Source organism: Nostoc sp., assembly GCF_036917535.1.
Taxonomy (GTDB): domain Bacteria; phylum Cyanobacteriota; class Cyanobacteriia; order Cyanobacteriales; family Nostocaceae; genus Nostoc.
Genome location: NZ_JBALDA010000021.1, coordinates 1 through 16,732, shown reverse-complemented (window position 1 = coordinate 16,732; position 16,732 = coordinate 1). Strand labels below are relative to the sequence as shown.

At 42.2% G+C, this 16,732-nt stretch carries 13 protein-coding genes and 2 pseudogenes; 6 read left to right on the top strand and 9 right to left on the bottom strand.

The features are described 5' to 3' along the window. Positions 1-419 precede the first annotated feature (419 nt). Positions 420-703 (bottom strand): annotated as a pseudogene (locus V7K56_RS07930) (IS701 family transposase); the annotation flags it as partial. A 348-nt stretch (positions 704-1,051) separates the two neighbouring features. Here V7K56_RS07930 and V7K56_RS07925 point away from each other — a divergent pair. From V7K56_RS07925 to V7K56_RS07905, 5 genes are all read left to right on the top strand, one after another. Continuing rightward, positions 1,052-1,963 (top strand): AraC family transcriptional regulator, encoded by a 912-nt coding sequence (locus V7K56_RS07925; RefSeq protein WP_334909240.1) that lies wholly within the window; start codon positions 1,052-1,054, stop codon positions 1,961-1,963. 436 nt (positions 1,964-2,399) lie between these two features. Next, the gene (locus tag V7K56_RS36995) at positions 2,400-2,597 is read left to right on the top strand and encodes a hypothetical protein (RefSeq protein ID WP_442939944.1); all 198 of its coding nucleotides are present in this window, start codon (positions 2,400-2,402) and stop codon (positions 2,595-2,597) included. Positions 2,598-2,975: 378 nt separating this feature from the next. Then, positions 2,976-3,389 carry a luciferase domain-containing protein gene (locus V7K56_RS07915; protein ID WP_334909238.1) on the top strand — a complete coding sequence of 138 codons (414 nt, stop codon included), beginning with the start codon at positions 2,976-2,978 and terminating at the stop codon, positions 3,387-3,389. Positions 3,390-3,455: 66 nt separating this feature from the next. Further along, positions 3,456-4,409 carry a malate dehydrogenase gene (locus V7K56_RS07910; RefSeq protein WP_334909236.1) on the top strand — a complete coding sequence of 318 codons (954 nt, stop codon included), beginning with the start codon at positions 3,456-3,458 and terminating at the stop codon, positions 4,407-4,409. Next, positions 4,402-4,644 (top strand): hypothetical protein, encoded by a 243-nt coding sequence (locus tag V7K56_RS07905; RefSeq protein WP_334909234.1) that lies wholly within the window; start codon positions 4,402-4,404, stop codon positions 4,642-4,644. The genes V7K56_RS07910 and V7K56_RS07905 overlap by 8 nt, the downstream gene beginning before the upstream one ends. 74 nt (positions 4,645-4,718) lie before the next feature. On the opposite strand, the gene V7K56_RS07900 is transcribed toward V7K56_RS07905, so the two are convergent. The 6 genes and pseudogenes from V7K56_RS07900 to V7K56_RS07875 form a co-directional block, all read right to left on the bottom strand. Further along, on the bottom strand, positions 4,719-5,054 hold the full coding sequence (locus V7K56_RS07900) for a XisI protein (protein ID WP_334909232.1): 336 nt from the start codon (positions 5,052-5,054) through the stop codon (positions 4,719-4,721). After that, positions 5,042-5,413: pseudogene (locus V7K56_RS07895) on the bottom strand (XisH family protein); the annotation flags it as partial. The gene V7K56_RS07900 and the pseudogene V7K56_RS07895, both read right to left, overlap by 13 nt. A 513-nt stretch (positions 5,414-5,926) precedes the next feature. Further along, the gene (locus V7K56_RS07890; protein WP_334909230.1) at positions 5,927-7,135 is read right to left on the bottom strand and encodes a 4-hydroxy-3-methylbut-2-enyl diphosphate reductase; all 1,209 of its coding nucleotides are present in this window, start codon (positions 7,133-7,135) and stop codon (positions 5,927-5,929) included. Between the two features lie 449 nt (positions 7,136-7,584). After that, a complete protein-coding gene (locus tag V7K56_RS07885; protein WP_334909229.1) occupies positions 7,585-8,424 on the bottom strand; it encodes an SGNH/GDSL hydrolase family protein in 840 nt (279 codons plus the stop codon). A 224-nt stretch (positions 8,425-8,648) separates the two neighbouring features. Continuing rightward, positions 8,649-10,043, bottom strand: coding sequence for an ammonium transporter (locus tag V7K56_RS07880; RefSeq protein WP_442939945.1), 1,395 nt, complete (start codon positions 10,041-10,043; stop codon positions 8,649-8,651). A 694-nt stretch (positions 10,044-10,737) separates the two neighbouring features. After that, positions 10,738-11,061, bottom strand: coding sequence for a YnfA family protein (locus V7K56_RS07875; protein ID WP_334909225.1), 324 nt, complete (start codon positions 11,059-11,061; stop codon positions 10,738-10,740). A 319-nt stretch (positions 11,062-11,380) separates the two neighbouring features. On the opposite strand from V7K56_RS07875, the gene V7K56_RS07870 reads away from it, so the two are divergent. Next, complete coding sequence (locus V7K56_RS07870) at positions 11,381-16,063, top strand: GAF domain-containing protein (protein ID WP_334909223.1); 4,683 nt, start codon at positions 11,381-11,383, stop codon at positions 16,061-16,063. A 30-nt stretch (positions 16,064-16,093) separates the two neighbouring features. Here V7K56_RS07870 and V7K56_RS07865 read toward each other — a convergent pair whose 3' ends face one another. Then, positions 16,094-16,330 carry a hypothetical protein gene (locus V7K56_RS07865; protein WP_334909221.1) on the bottom strand — a complete coding sequence of 79 codons (237 nt, stop codon included), beginning with the start codon at positions 16,328-16,330 and terminating at the stop codon, positions 16,094-16,096. Between the two features lie 99 nt (positions 16,331-16,429). Beyond that, the coding region (locus V7K56_RS07860) for a hypothetical protein (protein ID WP_334909217.1) at positions 16,430-16,732 on the bottom strand (303 nt) is incomplete at its 5' end.

The following is a 16,732-nucleotide window of genomic DNA, read 5'->3' as shown; positions in this document are numbered from 1 at the left end:
AATTCTGGTTAAGAACTTTGAACCAACCCTCGCTGGTGCCACTGCCAAACTCAACCTCTGCTTCATCAGGTTAATGATTAAAAGGCTTGCAGTCCATTCCTAAGATGTCAAATGGGTTCTATAGGAATGGTGGGACGTTTAAGTTGTTGAATCAGGTAGTTTGACAGTAACCCATGCTTGAGTTGATAAGCAGTAATATCATGTCCGTTCAAACAACCGTCATTGCAACCGAAGGGAAGCAATCCCAAAAACCTTGCAATTGCTTCGTTTCACTTCGTTCCACTCGCAATGACATATTAAGGGCGATTTGCCGGACATGATATAAGACCTATTTTATCGGCTTGATCTTTAAGTCTTAATCAAACAAGTATGGCACAGCCGATGTGATTTCTCTGGATACGAGCTTTACGACATTGGCAAACCCCATGCTCATTACCACTATATTGTCGTCGGGCTAACTCAATATCTTCGGAATATCTTTTATCTATAACTGTGTCATCAAAAATTACATATCCATTTTGAGAAACTTTGATTAATGGTTTGGCATTTTCTCTTAGTTACGAGGTGTCAATTTTTCGCGTCTTAAATAACGATTTATCTTGTCATGACTAATTTCTTTTAAATGGTCAGCTAAATTTGTAATTGTATAGTTAATCTGACTACTTAATAAATATTGACAATAGTCAAGTTTGCTAAATATCATAAGTATAATTACTTGTCACTTGTGCAAGCTACCCCAGTCACTGCGCCTATAAACTACCTTTTTTCATTTTCACATTTTTAGTGTTTCACAGTTCCAGAAGGGTTGGGTTAAACGACACCAAGAGCCATTAGGCAGTAAGTGAGTACAGTATGCCTACTTCTTTGCTCTAAGTCTGCCAAAAAAGCCTTTATCTCTCAACCTTCACCTTTGGGGGACGCGATCGCCTGTGACAGTTGCGTAAGTCCTGTATGTATTCAGTGTTTATACTGTTAGGTGCAAGATCTAAGCTACAATTAATGTAACTCGTCTGTTATTGCAGCAAACCTAATCGAATCCAAATGTACAGTCATGCCAACCCAAAATTCCTCAATGCTAGACTTCAGTAAGCCACAGACCGCTTTACAAGTGTTTGAGCGATCTCCCTTGCTCACGAGTCATGCGGCGGGATGGGCTGGCATCCATCTGGAATATCACCACCAATCACCTTACAAAAACCCTGAGATCTACCCGCTTCAGCACGTCATTTTTATCAAGCTTGAGCCATCTCTTGGAGGACGTATCATTGATGGGCGCTTGAGTCGTCAGCAAGCAACAGCAGGAGATATAATTATTTATCCGGCAAACACCCCTCAGCAATGTTGGTCGGATAGAGATAGCAAGTTCATTCTACTTAGTTTAGAACCCACCCAGTTCAGACATGTGGCTTGGGAATTGCTCGATCCGGATCGAGTTGAGCTAATGCCTCTCTTTCCTCAGCCTGAGCCGCTAATTTATCAAATCGCGTTGTCGCTCAAGACAGAGTTGGAAACCGACCCTGCGGGAAGTCGGCTTTACGCTGAAACGATGGCTAATGCCATAGCCGTTCATTTACTCAAGCATTATACGGTCCAAAAAGCAGCCGTGCGGGACGATTCAAGAGGTATGCCCACAGCGAAGTTGAAGCAAGTGACAGATTACATCAATGAGTACCTCAATCAGGGTTTGAGCTTGAATGAGTTAGCAGCTATAGTGCAGATGAGTCCCACTTATTTTGGCACTTTATTCAAGCAATCTACTGGACTGGCACCACACCAGTATGTAGTGCATCAGCGAGTGAACCGGGCAAAGACGATGCTGTTAAACAGTAACTTACCGATCGCAGAAATTGCCATTGAAACCGGATTTTCTGACCAGAGCCATCTTACACGACACATGCATCGATTGCTCGGTGTTCGTCCCAAGCAACTGCGGCAGCAAAAAGTGATGGCACCAAGGAATTAGAATAACAGCCTACCTCCTGAAGAATGTTCCAAAAAAAGCATTGAAACGTTCAAGATTTTGAGGAATGGGTGCAGTCAGAATGGACTGGTGATGAGGGGTAAATCCTCATGAATCAACAGGAGAAATACAATCTCATGGCAATGAATCCATTTCCACAAACAGAAGTCCTTGCAGGGCTGAACGAGCACCACGCCTAGCTTTACATAGTCCGTCGCTTCCATGCAGCGCTTGTGGCACACGATTAAAGTGTGATACGTGCTCTGCTTACGGATGATGCACACTGGACACGGTTGTGTTGTTAATCGGTTAATACTTGACTAGTAAACCTTATTAGACCAGCCGTTTAAGAGCCTGTCCAACTCATCTGGTACACGACCGTTCTAGGTTGATCGGACGGAAGAATACTACGTACAGTAAACTTTGTACTTGTCAAAAGATGAGTGAGTTTTCCAATAACTCTATTGAACAAGTGTCAGGCGATGGTGGTTATGACACATTTGACTGTTATGAGGCGATCGCAACAAGGCAGGCAAAAGCTACTATTCCACCTCGCAGTAATGACCAAATTCAACGACAAAGCGATTCTGAACTCTCGTTACATCCCAGAGATGAATGCCTCTCTGACTGGCTATGATTTCATTTTGAATGCCCTATCTGTCGCAAACATTTTTTGAATTGGTATAACTTATATTCAAGGAGTACACCTATGACTGATGGAGAATTCAACCAATGGCTTTGGCCCAGCATGCTAGTGCTAGGGTGTGGAATCGCTGCTGGTGTCCTCCTATGGGCATTGCAGGACTATCGCAAATGGCGCAGCCTTGGTAAAGGGGGTCTCCCAGCGAATGTGGCTGGATGGGCTGCCACGACGGCGTTGCGTCTTTTGAAGCGCGATCCTATCAGCACAAGACAATATGATCATAGACTTACTGCTGACGCACGCTTGACGTCTCTTCCCCAACGCACCGGACTACGGCCTTCCATTGCAGTCTATCCAGTGCCGCACCGACAAATGGATCAGCTTCCTGGCCCGGAGATGCAGCAAAAGGTCGAACGGCTCTTCGCTCAAACGGTCGCACAGGCAAGCAATCTTCTTACTTTTCAACTAAGTAAATTTGAAACAAGAAATCAGGCTGTATTTGTGCGCGATCTGACCCATGCGCATCCGCTGGCTCAGGAGGCGCGAGGGGAAATCGCACACATCCATCCGTCAGATGGCTCGATGCATATGATCTTCAGCCCCTCGGATGCGAAGGCAGTGATAGAGGCTGGGTGGGGAGAGCGACATCCCCTTGCTGGTGTATTACCGCATATGCCTGATACTTACGTGTTCATCTATCCACCTCGCTGCGAGGAAGAACTCGCCGTTGTTGCCAGCCTATTGCAGGCCGCGATCGCTGCCTTAGCAGGGGACTCCTCACTGTAGCCAAGATTGCTTTCAACGTTTTGCAGTATGGAGCATCCCAAATATGACAAAAAAGGTAGATATGACATGAGTAGCAAAACATCCAAGGTCGGTGTCATTGGTGCGGGAAATGTGGGTGCAGACGTAGCAAATGCTTTAGTGCTACTGTGTAAATGTGTAACAGTCGTGCTTTTTGACAGAACCTTATCAAAAGCTGAGGGGCAAGCATGGGATATTGAAGACAGCATTCCCCTACTGCAAGAAATAGAGATTATACCATCCTCTCAGTATGAAGATTTAGCCGATTGTGATGTGATTGTTGTGACTGTTGGGGTGCAGCAAAAACAAGGGCAGACCCGATTAGATACATTGAGCGACAATGCACAGATTATACGTTCGACGCTCAAAGAATTGGATCGAGTTGCACCGAATTCAATCGTACTTATCGTTAGCAATCCAGTGGATGTACTTACACGGATTGCGATCGCTACTTCCACCAGAGCAGAAAATTTAATTTTCGGTTCGGGAACTGTTCTTGATACTGCTAGACTGAGATATCAACTTGGTAAGCGACTGAACGTTAGTAGTAAACAAGACGTTCACGTTTATGTGATTGGAGAGCATGGAGACAGTGAATTTGTCGTTTGGTCAAGTGCATTTATTGGGGGAATTCCGTTAGCTGAATTTCCCATACCACAAGGAGCAACGCTGGAAGAAATTCAGCAAGAGTACGTAGAGTTAACCCGTAAGCGAGGCTATAACATTTCTGAACGTAAAGGAAATACTAGCTATGGCATATCAATAGTAGTTTGTCAGTTAGTTGATGCCATCCTGCGAGATGAAAAGCAGATATTCCCAGTATCGGTGAGAGCAGATTCTAACTATGGAGTTGGCAGTGAAGTTGTTCTTGGACTTCCATGTATCATTGGCTCAACAGGTATTGAACGCCAACTAGTATTACCAAGAAATGCTCATGAACAACGCTTATTAGAAGAGTCAGCAACCAAACTCAATCAAGCATACAATTCTTTGTGTGATTGAACAAGTTGGGGGATGTAAACAGTTGAAGTATAAGCCTGAGTCAACTAAATTGGCATTGGCAGTTGCTTTATATGCCAAAGGTGAGCACGAAAAAGCTCTAAACATGGCACAGTCCGCCTTACGTTTAGATAAAAGCTTTGCTCATGTTGACGTTCTCAAACAAAATCTTTGGGGGACGCACTTGGTTGCAGAAGCACAAAAACTCCTTTCCCATCCTAATATCCAAGCATTGTGAACAAAGCAATAGTTTATGTTTCTAGCTATATCTCAACAAATTAATAACAGTAAAAGGCAGTGATTCTAACCTTTTCAACCTACACCAAATTCCGTGTATTGCCTTACCAAGGGTTCCTGAAATGCTAAAACAATATCTTTCTTTGGAACTCCTAACTTTACTAAATCATTGGCAATGCCAATCTCAGTTCCATCATATTGTATCCAAATCTTCTCATCTTTGATATCGAGATGCAAAACACACCCGTATTGCCGTCGTCGATTCTTCCAGCCTACGTATACTAATTGATAGTGATCGTGAACAGTATCAAAAATGACTTGTTTTTCTATTTCACTTCTTGACAAATCTCGACTAGCATATTCTGCCAATAATTGTTGAATAGAACCTCGATATTGCTCTAATTTTTCCATTCTACAATCACCTCACTTACAGGATCGTAAACGATTAGCTTTAATTGAGAGCGTTGAATAACAATTTGAATAAATTGCAATGCGAAGAAGCTGCTATAAGTTCCTAAAGGAACAGCTAAGTATAAAACTCGTTCTGCTTCTTGAATCTCTAGAGCAATTTTATAGTTAAAACATTGACCCAATGCTGTATGAAATTCGTAAATATTTGATGCACCAAGAAAACTCTTAATCTCAACCGCTATTTTCTCTCCGGCTCTCTCAGCTGCTAATATCGCCTCTGCACCCAAATCAATGTACATTTCAACCCCACCGACTTCAATCTCTAGAGGATCATCTGTAATCAGCCAACCTTCTTTCTCTGTTTAGATTTAGCCGCACTCAAGATTCGCAATCAAAAAAATCTGTCTTATCTGCGTTTAGCTACTCCTGGTTCAGCACGAGTAGGTCAATCTGTCTATGCTGTTGGTACTCCCCTGAAGTTCGATGAACTTTAAACTCTGAAACCGTTAGCCAGCCTATTATCTGGAAAATAGCTGTGACTAAAAATGCTTGGGCTTATTGAGAATAAAATCAGTAACTCTGGAATCTGTCAATTATTGACTTTATTCTCAACTAATGGATAAGAGTTTCTTTCAGCCTTAGCTGAAATAATCTTTTATTTACAAGGCTTGTAGCCCCTAAAATCCGTCGAACTCACGTTCCCCTGAGTCTGGAATGTTTACGCGCAGCGATATCTCAGCAGTAATTTATTTTTAGTTGGTGAATTATTGGGTATAAATAAACATACTCAGATCCCCGAATTTTCAAAGAAGTCGAGGATCTATCTCCTGAGTATTTTATGTTTAATTAGGTTGCTATACACCCCCTAAAATTTAAACTACTGCTGCTGTTGCTTTTAATGTAAAAATTTTCTCAATCACATCTTCTACCACCTTATCTGGCGTGGAAGCACCAGAAGTAATTCCCACAACAATTTCTCCATCAGGCAACCAGTTTTCTGTAGTTATTAACTGCCCCTTTAATTGCCGATGTTCAATGGAATACCCTGATTTAAGGCGTTCAACAGTATCAATATGATAAGAAGGAATTCCTCGCTCAAAGGCAATTTGTTGCAACTGAGTTGTATTCGAGGAATTAAACCCACCAATTACTACTATCAAATCTAAATTATGTTCCACTAATTCCAGCATGGCATCTTGCCGTTCTTGAGTGGCATCACAAATGGTGTTGAAGCTTTGAAAATGCTGATTTAACTCAGTAGGGCCATACTTCTGTAACATAGTTCGCTCAAAAAGCTTGCCAATTTGCTCAGTTTCGCCTTTAAGCATGGTAGTTTGGTTAGCAATGCCAACTCTTGCTAAATCGCGATCAGGGTCAAATCCTGCTGAACAAGCTTTAGCAAATTTTGTCAGAAATTCTTCACGGTTGCCACCATTGATAATATAGTCAGCAACATATTCTGCTTCTTGCAAATTCAACACAATTAAATACTTGCCAGCGAAGGAACTAGTGGCAACTGTTTCTTCATGCTTATATTTACCGTGAATTACTGATGTATAATCGACTTTTTTGTGCTTTTCTACTGTATTCCAAACTTTAGATACCCAAGGACAAGTAGTATCAACAATTTTGCAGCCTTTATCGTGAAGTATCTGCATTTCTTGAACGCTAGCCCCAAAAGCGGGTAATATGACTACATCACCAATTCCAACAACAGAAAAGTCTTTATTCTTTCCTTCAATGGGGATAAATTTTACTTCCATCTCCTGCATCCGCTGATTTACAGAAGGGTTGTGGATAATCTCGTTAGTAATCCAGATGTGTTCTGTGGGGAAGTGTTGACGAGTTTCATAGGCCATCGCTACAGCCCGTTCTACACCCCAGCAAAAGCCAAAGGCTTGTGCTAGTCGGATTGTCACATCCCCTCGTTGTAGGGTGTAATTGCGATCGCGAATTTCCTGAATCAAGTTACTCTGATACTCAGATTGCAACTGGGTGGCAACTTCTGCTTGATGACCAAAGCCCTTGCGATTGTAATTTTCTGAATGTTGGAGGTTGCGCTTAAAAGCTTTTGTATCCATGAGATTTTTCTATTTAAACTACTATTTCTTATTTTCTCGTGCCTAGACGCGATTGATACAGAGTTGTCTTCAAAGATATTACTTCTTTTTGGGCTTTAGCCTTTTTCTGCCGCAGGACGTTGACTGAACAAGGCAAAAGTAATACCAATTCAAAATTCAAAATTCAAAATTAAGAAAGCCAGACAGAACAAAGGTATGTCCGTATGTATCTGTCGCATTCTTTTTTCAAATTGGTATAAAAAGTTAAAAGGCACTCATAAAAAACAAGAAAAAATGGTTACAAGCCCACGCCAGTTTGCTCAAGTCGGGAAACCCGCCCACGCAAATGGCTCCTAAATTTATTTATGGAACGAAATAAAAACATTTATTTCGAGCAGAGAGTGCAACGAGAAATAATATATCCTTATTAAATCCCCTAAATTTATTTATGAGGATTATCTTTTTACTTTTTACTTCTTAAGCTGGGGTTTTAATTCAATCTCGCTATAAATCTGCAATGCAGAACGCCAAACCATATAACCTTCAGGACTTAGATGTAAGCCATCAGTTGTAAATTCGCGGCGGAGATTTCCTTGTTTGTTGGTAAACAGGGGATGTAAATCGAGATATTTGACACCTTTTTTGGTGGATATACTTTGCAGTTGCCGATTCAACTCGCGAATGCGACTATTGGCAACAGCCAAAAGTTTATCTCGTCCTTTCCAAGTTGCTTCTTCTGCCCCATGTGGCAAAATCGATTGGACAACAATTTGCGCTGTGGGATGCGCCTTTCGTAGATAATTGATAATTTGCTGCTGATTATCTAAAATTTCCCCATTGCTCATCCCCCGAATTAGGTCATTGATGCCAATCATCACAAAAATCACCTCTGGCTGGGTGCGGTCAAATATTTTTAATCTTTTTAAAAGTCCATTGCTAGTTTCGCCAGAAATTCCTTGATTGAGCCAACTTTTACCTTCGGGTAATAACTCAGGAGGAAACCACAAACTCAAAGAATCTCCCGCCAAGATGTTTAAATGCGGAGGATGTTGGTCAGCGGCGACCTTGGCTTCTTGGTTAAGAATGTCTACCCATTCTTGATAAGTGAGTTGGTGACGGCGACCTAAATCAGGTGTAGCAATTTGCGGTGAGTTGTTTAAGTTAATTGGCTTTGGGGATGTTATTGTCCCAAAAAAAGCGGTCGATCTCTGCTGTTGCCAAATTAGCAGGATGACCGCCAACATTAAGATACCGTTGGTTAACAGCGAAAAAAATGCCCAGATAGGAAAGGTTTTTGCAGATGTAGACACGACTAGCGAAATTTACCAATTATTTGAATCAAATTTTAACGCTAGCGATCGCAAATTACACAATCTTAAATTGGCCAAACAGGGCATGAAGAAGAGACAAGGTAGACAAGGAAGAGGGGGGAGACTTGGGAGAGATTTGTTTAATAATTCCCCCTTGTCCCCTTGTCCCCTGCTCCCCACTCAGCACGGGCTAAACGCCCCGCTTCCGCTAACAGGACTCATTACTAAGTAGGACGGTCGCCAAACTCCGAGTTGTAACCTTCTTCACCGTGTTCGTTGATATCCAAACCTTGGACTTCCTGTTCCTCTTTGACTCGCAGCCCGACTGTAGCATCGAGAATCTTCAGAATAATCCATGTACCAATAGCTGCGATCACATAGGCAACGATAATTGCTATTAGTTGAATTCCTAGTTGACCAAAATTACCGCGCAGCACACCTTCTTGGCCTGCTGAGTTGACTTGAGTAGTAGCAAATATTCCTGTTAAAATTGCCCCTACTGTACCGCCAACGCCATGCACGGGATAAGTATCTAAAGCATCGTCGATTTGCAGCTTATGCTTGTAACTTACAGCATAGAAGCAAACAAAGGAGGTGATTCCACCAACTAAAATCGCTGCTAACGGTGTCACAAATCCGGCTGCTGGAGTAACGCCCACCAAACCAGCAACGGCTCCTGTAGCTGCTCCCACGGCGGTAGGTTTACCTCGTAAAACTGATTCCAAAATTAGCCACATCAAAGCAGCCGCCGCCGTAGCTGTATTGGTAGCAACAAAGGCTGTTGTTGCTACGTTTGTCACCACATTACCAGAAGTTCCACTAGCAGCTGATAAAGCACTTCCGGCATTGAAGCCAAACCAGCCAAACCAAAGCAAGCCAGCACCCAGCAAAATAAAGGGAACGTTGTGCGGAGGGCTAAGACGGTCAGGATGGGTTTTCCGAGGCCCAAGGACGATCGCTGCTACAAGGGCAGAAACACCAGAACTAATGTGTACTACTGTGCCACCTGCAAAGTCGAGCGCATTCAAACCACCATATAAACCTAAGAAACCACCTTTAGCCCAGACCATGTGGGCTAGGGGAGCGTAAACAAAAGTTGACCACAGCAGTACAAACAAAGCATAGGCACGGAAACTTATCCGCTCAACGATCGCCCCAGAAATTAAGGCTGGGGTAATAATGGCAAACATGGCTTGATAAATCATGTATGCCTGGTGGGGAATAGTCGCCGCATAAGAAACTACTTCTGCTGGGTTTGACCCTTTGAGATAATCAGTTACCTCTAGCCCGACACCGTTCAAGCCCAACCATTGCAATCCCCCAATGAACGGCAACCCTGGTGCAAAGGCAAGACTATAGCCCCATAAAATCCAAGTCACTCCGACGATCGCCATTAACACAAAGCTCATCATCAATGTGTTTAAGATGTTGCGCGATCGCACAAATCCACCATAGAAAAACGCTAATCCTGGAGTCATTAGCAGCACTAGTGCTGCTGAAATCAGCATAAACGCTGTGTCTCCAGTATCAGCAGTGGGTGGGGCAGCAGTTGGGGTTTGGGCAAAAGCATTGCCCATCAACGGCCCTCCTAAAAATAGTAGGGTGATAGCTCCAATCATCACAACTTTCTTTAACACTTTTTTTCTTCCTAAGCACCAATGATTTGTATTCTTAACTACATTTGATTACTTTTATTGACACATTTTTGTCTTGAAAGTTACTTAACTTGAATTTTCTTGAGATATTAACAAAAATATAAACCGGATTGTAGTTGCCAAAATTTAAATTAGCGTATAAATACGCAATCATCACATTGCATCTTTATTTTTTAAAGAATAGAAGAATAGTATCTTATTCAAGCCTGACAAAATTCCAAATTTTTATTTACTTACTGTTACAAAGCAAAATAATTGTGATATTTGACAAGTATTGTAGATTATCGCCAGTATTTTCCGAGAATTTACACAAATATACAGCAGATTTCAAATTCTCTACGAACGCGAACAGCGTGTCAAAGACAAAGGCTATGCCAATGTGAGGTACAGAAATACCCGATTCGTGTGATCGCGATCGTCTCCTAGTAAAAGGGAAAAGCAAGTAGCGTAAGGATTAAATAAAATTATACCTCATGTAGTTGCAAAATACTGCATCATGAGTTTTCTTTATATCTTCCGCATAAACACGTAGATATCCAGATGTTTGCTTTTAACAGGTTAGTTGCGAAAAAACTTTTGCAATTTTACGTGAGATTATTATCTGTTTCAAAGGGAACAATATAAAAGTTATTGGTCAAAAATAATCTAGAAATTTTACTTAACTTCTGGGAGCAAACATGATAATTAAAACACTCACTAAGGCTAAACATACTCCGATTAAGTCGTAGCGGTCTGGAGTTACCCCGTCTACCTTCCAACCCCAAAGCATTGCCATTGCGATAAACACGCCGCCATAAGCCGCATACACTCTGCCAAAATTTGTTGGTTGTAGAGTTGCAATAACCCCATAGAAAGCTAAAGCAATTCCCCCCAATATGCCCAACCAGGACGGCTTACCTTCGCGCAACCACAACCAGATCAAGTAGCCGCCTCCAATTTCCAATAAACCAGCCCACAAAAAATACAGCAGAGACTTAATCATTTGATCGATTATTTAATAACATATAACTCAGTAAAATTACGCTAACGCTTTTAAGTAAACTATTGTCATTAATTAAAGGTAAGTTTGTTGAATTGGGCATTGGGCATTGAGAAGAGACAAAGTAGACAAGGAAGAAGGGGGAGATAAAAAGAGAAGTCTGAGCGCCGGCTTCCGGCGTTGGCGTAGCCCGCCGTAGGCATCAGAACTTCGGGGAGAGACTTGTTTAATAATTCCTCCTTGTCCCCCTTGTCCCCCTTGTCTTCCCTGCTCCCTTATCCCTCCACTCCTCCACTCCCCAGAATGTAGATAAAGCTCAAGGATGAAAGCACCATTACCTGATAATGAAGCACAGAGAATCGAAGCAATTTTGCAGTACAAGATTCTTGATACGCCATCGGAAGCCACCTTTGACGATCTGACTCGTTTAGCCTCGTATATTTGTCAGACTCCTATTGCCTTAATTAGCTTAATTGATACAAATCGCCAATGGTTCAAGTCAAAAGTCGGTTTAGATGCCCCAGAAACGCATCGAGATTTCGCATTCTGTGCCCATGCCATTCTCCAGCCTGATATTCTGGTCGTGCCTGATGCAAGAGATGACGAACGGTTCGCTACAAATCCACTGGTGATATCTGATCCAAATATTCGGTTTTATGCTGGTGTACCTCTCACGAACTTAGAAGGATACGCCCTTGGAACCCTATGTGTAATTGACTACGTACCACGAGAACTTAATTTAGAACAAATAGAGGCATTACGAACTTTAGGCCGTCAAGTCATTAAGCAACTAGAATTGCGCCGAAATTTAGCAAGTTTGGTAGTTGTTACCAAGAAAGGTAAACAGGCACAGATGGTACGCAAGCAATTTTTCAAAAAGATTGCAGTAAGTTTTGGTTTGTCGTCAATAATTTTAGTTCTGATTGGGGTGATTTCTTATCAAAATACAAGAGTATTTAGTAATTTTAATCGCAGTATAGTAAAAAATACTTATAAAAAACTTAACAGCCTAGAGGAAATACTGTCCCAGGTAAAGGATGCTGAGATTGGACAACGTAGTTACATCTTCACTGGAAAAAAACTTTATCTAAAATCGTATCAAACAGCACTTGGTAACGTTGATCGAGAAATTGCCAAGCTGAAGAATTTAACAGTAGATCAACCGAATCAACAAAAGCAGATTGCAAAGCTTGAATTTCTGATAACGGCTAAACTTACTGAACTAAAACAGACTATCGATTTGCGCCAGAACAAGGGATTAGAGGCAGCGTTGCAAGTACTGCTGAGAAACGATCAACAAAATCTCATAGATGATATCCGCAAGGCGATCGCTAAGATGGAAAACGAGTCTAGGGGACAACTCCAACAGCAGTCACAAGCAGCAAAGACTTGGACTCGGAACACAATTGTCACACTGGCGATCGCTATTTGTCTAAGTTTTATCGTTCTTGCTGTAGTCTACTACTTGATCTATGGTGAGGTTATTGAGCGGAAGAAGACAGAAGAAACCTTAAATCAAGAACGCAACTTTATCTCAGCAGTCCTTGATACAGTCGATGCGTTGGTAATAGTTCTCGATTCTCAAGGGCAAATCGTTCGTTTCAATCATGCCTGTGAGCAGATAACTGGTTACTCCTTTGATGAGGTGAGGGGTAGGTATAGCTGGAACTTGTTTCTACCTCCTGAAGAAGTGGAGCCAGTCAAAGCAGTTTTTGACCAGTTACGATCTGGTCAACTTTCCAATAATTATGAAAATTATTGGGTAATGAAAGATGGTAGTCGGCGACTGATTGCCTGGTCGAATACCATCTTAAAAGACTATCAGGGCTGTGTTGAATACATTGTTGGCACTGGCATTGACATTACTAATGCCAAACGAACACAACAGCATCTGACTGCACAATATGCTGCAACCCGCGTTTTAGCGGAGTCCGCCACAATTAGCGAAGCTACCCACCAAATCTTGCAAGGAATATGTGAGAGTTTGAGATGGGATTTGGGTGAAATTTGGATGGTGGATTGGCAGGCAAATGTGTTGCGTTTTCTCGATATCTGGCATAAACCATCCCTTGAAATGCAAGAGTTTGAGACACTGAAGCGGCAAACCACCTTTACACGAGGAATTGGACTACCTGGTAGGGTTTGGGCTAGTTCTGAACCTGTTTGGATTGCTGATATCGCTAAAGATATTAATTTCCCTAACTTCAAAATTGCTGCTCAAGTAGGACTACACGCAGCTTTTGGTTTTCCGATCCGCAGTGGTAACAAAATCCTCGGTGTCATTACCTGCTTTAATCGTGAAATCCAGCCCCTTGACCAAGATTTAGTAAAAACGATGAATTCTATCGGTGAGCAAGTAGGGCAATTTATCCAGCGTAAACAGGCTGAAGAAGAAATACAACGCCAAAATTTGCGATCGCAACTATTTACCGAAATCACCCTGAAGATTCGTCAGTCTTTGGACATCGAAGAAATTCTCCAAATCACTGTCGAGGAGGTACAAAAGATTCTCCAGACTGACCGAGTTTTAATCTATCAGCTTTTGCCAGATCAGTCTGCAAATATCGTTATTGAAGCAGTAGTTTCTGGCTTACCAGCAATCAAAGAGCAAAATAACACCGCCCCCTACTTTGAAGCAGAATATCTCCAACAGTACTATCTACAGCAGTACCGTCAAGGAAAGATTTTCGGACTAGATAACTTGGATCTCCTGGAAGTTGAACAAAGCCATTTGGAATTAATGCAACAGTTTGGGGTGAAAGTCAATTTAGTTGTGCCCATTCTTGTTAAAGAAGAACTTCGCGGTTTGCTCATAGTTCATCAGTGTGACGATTCCCATCACTGGTCTAGCTTTGAAACCGATCTTTTGCGGCAAATAGCCGACCAAGTAGGTATTGCTTTAACCCAAGCCCAACTATTAGCAGCAGAAACTCGTCAGCGACAAGAACTTGAAATTGCCCGTCGCCAAGCCGAATTAGCTTCTCAGACGAAAAGTGCCTTTTTGGCAAATATCAGTCATGAAATTCGCACGCCGATGAACGCTGTATTGGGAATGACCGGTTTGGTGTTAGATACTCCGTTAGACGCAGAACAGCGAGATTTTATTGAAACAATTCGCAGTAGTGGAGACGCTCTTTTAAGTTTAATCAACGAGATTTTGGATCTTTCCAAACTTGAAGCTGGAGAGATGGCTCTCGAAACTCTCGATTTTGACCTATCCACTTGTGTGGAAGAAGTGGTGGAATTATTAGCTCCCTCAGCCCATAACAAGGGATTAGAAATTGCCGCACTGATTGATTGCAACGTCCCCACCCAACTCAAAGGAGATACTGGTAGGCTGCGGCAAATTTTGATGAACTTAATCAGCAACGCGATCAAATTTACCAGCGCTGGCGAAGTTTTAGTACAAGCCGAATTGCGTTCGCTTTCTTTGACTACAGCGACCATTCATTTTGCCATTACAGATACAGGTCTTGGCATTAGCCCTGAAGACCAACGCAAACTCTTTACGCCATTTACCCAAGTGGATGCTTCGACCACTCGCAAGTATGGTGGTACAGGTTTAGGATTAGCTATCTGTAAACAACTTGTAACTTTGATGGGAGGAGTGATTGGGGTAGAAAGTCAGATGGACAAAGGATCTAAGTTTTGGTTTGAGGTACTTTTTACCAAACAAGTTGAGCCTGTTGAGCCAAAATGCGAACGCGGACTTTTGCAAAATTGCCGCTTATTGATAGTGGATAATAACGCTACTAATTATAAAATTATCTCCCATCAAACTACTCATTGGGGAATGGAGGTAGATCGAGCTGACAGTATTGCTGCCGCCGTTAAAGTTATTCAGCAAGCTAGCGAGCAGGGGAAATCATATCATGTTGCCTTGGTTGATATGCAACTACCCCAAACAAATAGCATGACAATAAAAGAACAAATTCAAGCCAATTCTGCAATTGCTAAGATCCCTTTGATTATGCTCGCCTCTACTAATCAACGGGATGAAGTGCAACAAGCGCTCAAAATCGGATTTGCTGCTTATTTATTTAAACCCATTAAGCCATCACGACTCCTTGATGCCATCATAAATATTTTAAAAACTCAGCCGGAATCAGAACAAGGGTTTAGAGGCAGGAGGCTAGTGGCTACAGAAGAAATTCCGAGTACAGAAACTTCAGGTATTCTGACTTCTTCCCCTAACTTCTCTACTAAATCCAAGTTAAGAATTCTCTTAGCCGAAGATAATTTGGTGAATCAAAAAGTAGCACTAAAGCAACTCCAGAGTTTGGGCTATAAAGCCGATGTCGTTGCCAATGGAAAGGAAGTTTTGCAGCTATTAGAAAAAATTCCTTACGATTTGATTTTAATGGATTGCCAAATGCCAATTCTCGACGGTTTGGAAACCACAAAAGAAATTCATCGTTGGCAAGAGGATGTTTTTGCATTGGGTCATCGTCCTGTAGTGATTGCGATGACAGCTAATGTGATGAAAGAAGACGAGCAAACGTGTCTAAATGCCGGAATGGACGACTATTTGAGTAAGCCAGTATTTAAAGAAAAATTGGCTGAGACTTTAGAACATTGGACAGGTGTGATCGTTTCCCAACAAGAAGGAGTTGTCTATGAACAGACAGTTTCTACTGACTTAGCAATTGATTGGGAACACTTGCATCAGATATCGGGAAATGATCAAGAATTTGAATTAAATCTATTGCAAATATCCGTTGAAGATATTAAACCTCGTTTAGAGATAATTAAAGCAGCGATCGCAGCTGATGACTTTAGGCAAATAGCGCGAGAAACTCATCACATTAAAGGTGCTAGTGCCAACATTGGAGCCACAGCTATGTACTTAGCAACTGAAAAACTAGAACAACTAGCCAATGATCAAGACCTTAAAGGTACTACTAATTTAATTTTGGAATTAGAAGAATTTGTCAACTGCATTCAACATTTTTTAATTAAAAACAAAGTCATGAAGGAGGCAGGAGGCAGGATAGCGCAGCGTTAGCGAGTCCGCGTACTCTTACAGAGAAGCAAGCTACGCGCAGCGTCTCGTAGAGAGCGTCGGCAGGGGGCAGGTGGTCACTGAACGACTTGCCTTGACTTGTACTGAGCGAATGCGAGTGCGTCTTGTAGAAAAGGTACTGGTTTTGCCGCGCTCGTGCCAAATGCTGAAAAATGGTCGCATGAGGTGATAATTGCGAAACCGCAGTGCAGCATAGGGATCAGGTAGTGGTTGGTTAACTTTCCCATTGGACTGTAGACTATTTCCCATCGTCGCTCTCCTTATCTAGTTTTCCAGTAGAAACCGATGCCTGCCATGTGATAGCCTCTGAGCTAAAAGCGCTCAAGCTCTGGCTATCAGAAAGTTTTCTTAATTGAGGGCCAGCATAATGATACCCAACACCATCACAAAAGAGGCCAATAGCCGACGGGTTACATCTCCTTCTGAAAGCAATCTCGCCCCCAGTACAGCCCCAACCAAGATACTGAGTTCTCGGATAGGAGCCACATGACTTATGGGGGTGAAGACCATAGCTATCAGAACCAGGATGTAGGCAAGCGGGCTGAGCGCCGCAATGCCTAATGGGACTTTATAAATTTCTAAGCCCAAATATAACCAGACTTGGCTCTGTGAGCGGCAAATACGTCGATATGCGTATTTAACCAGCGAACA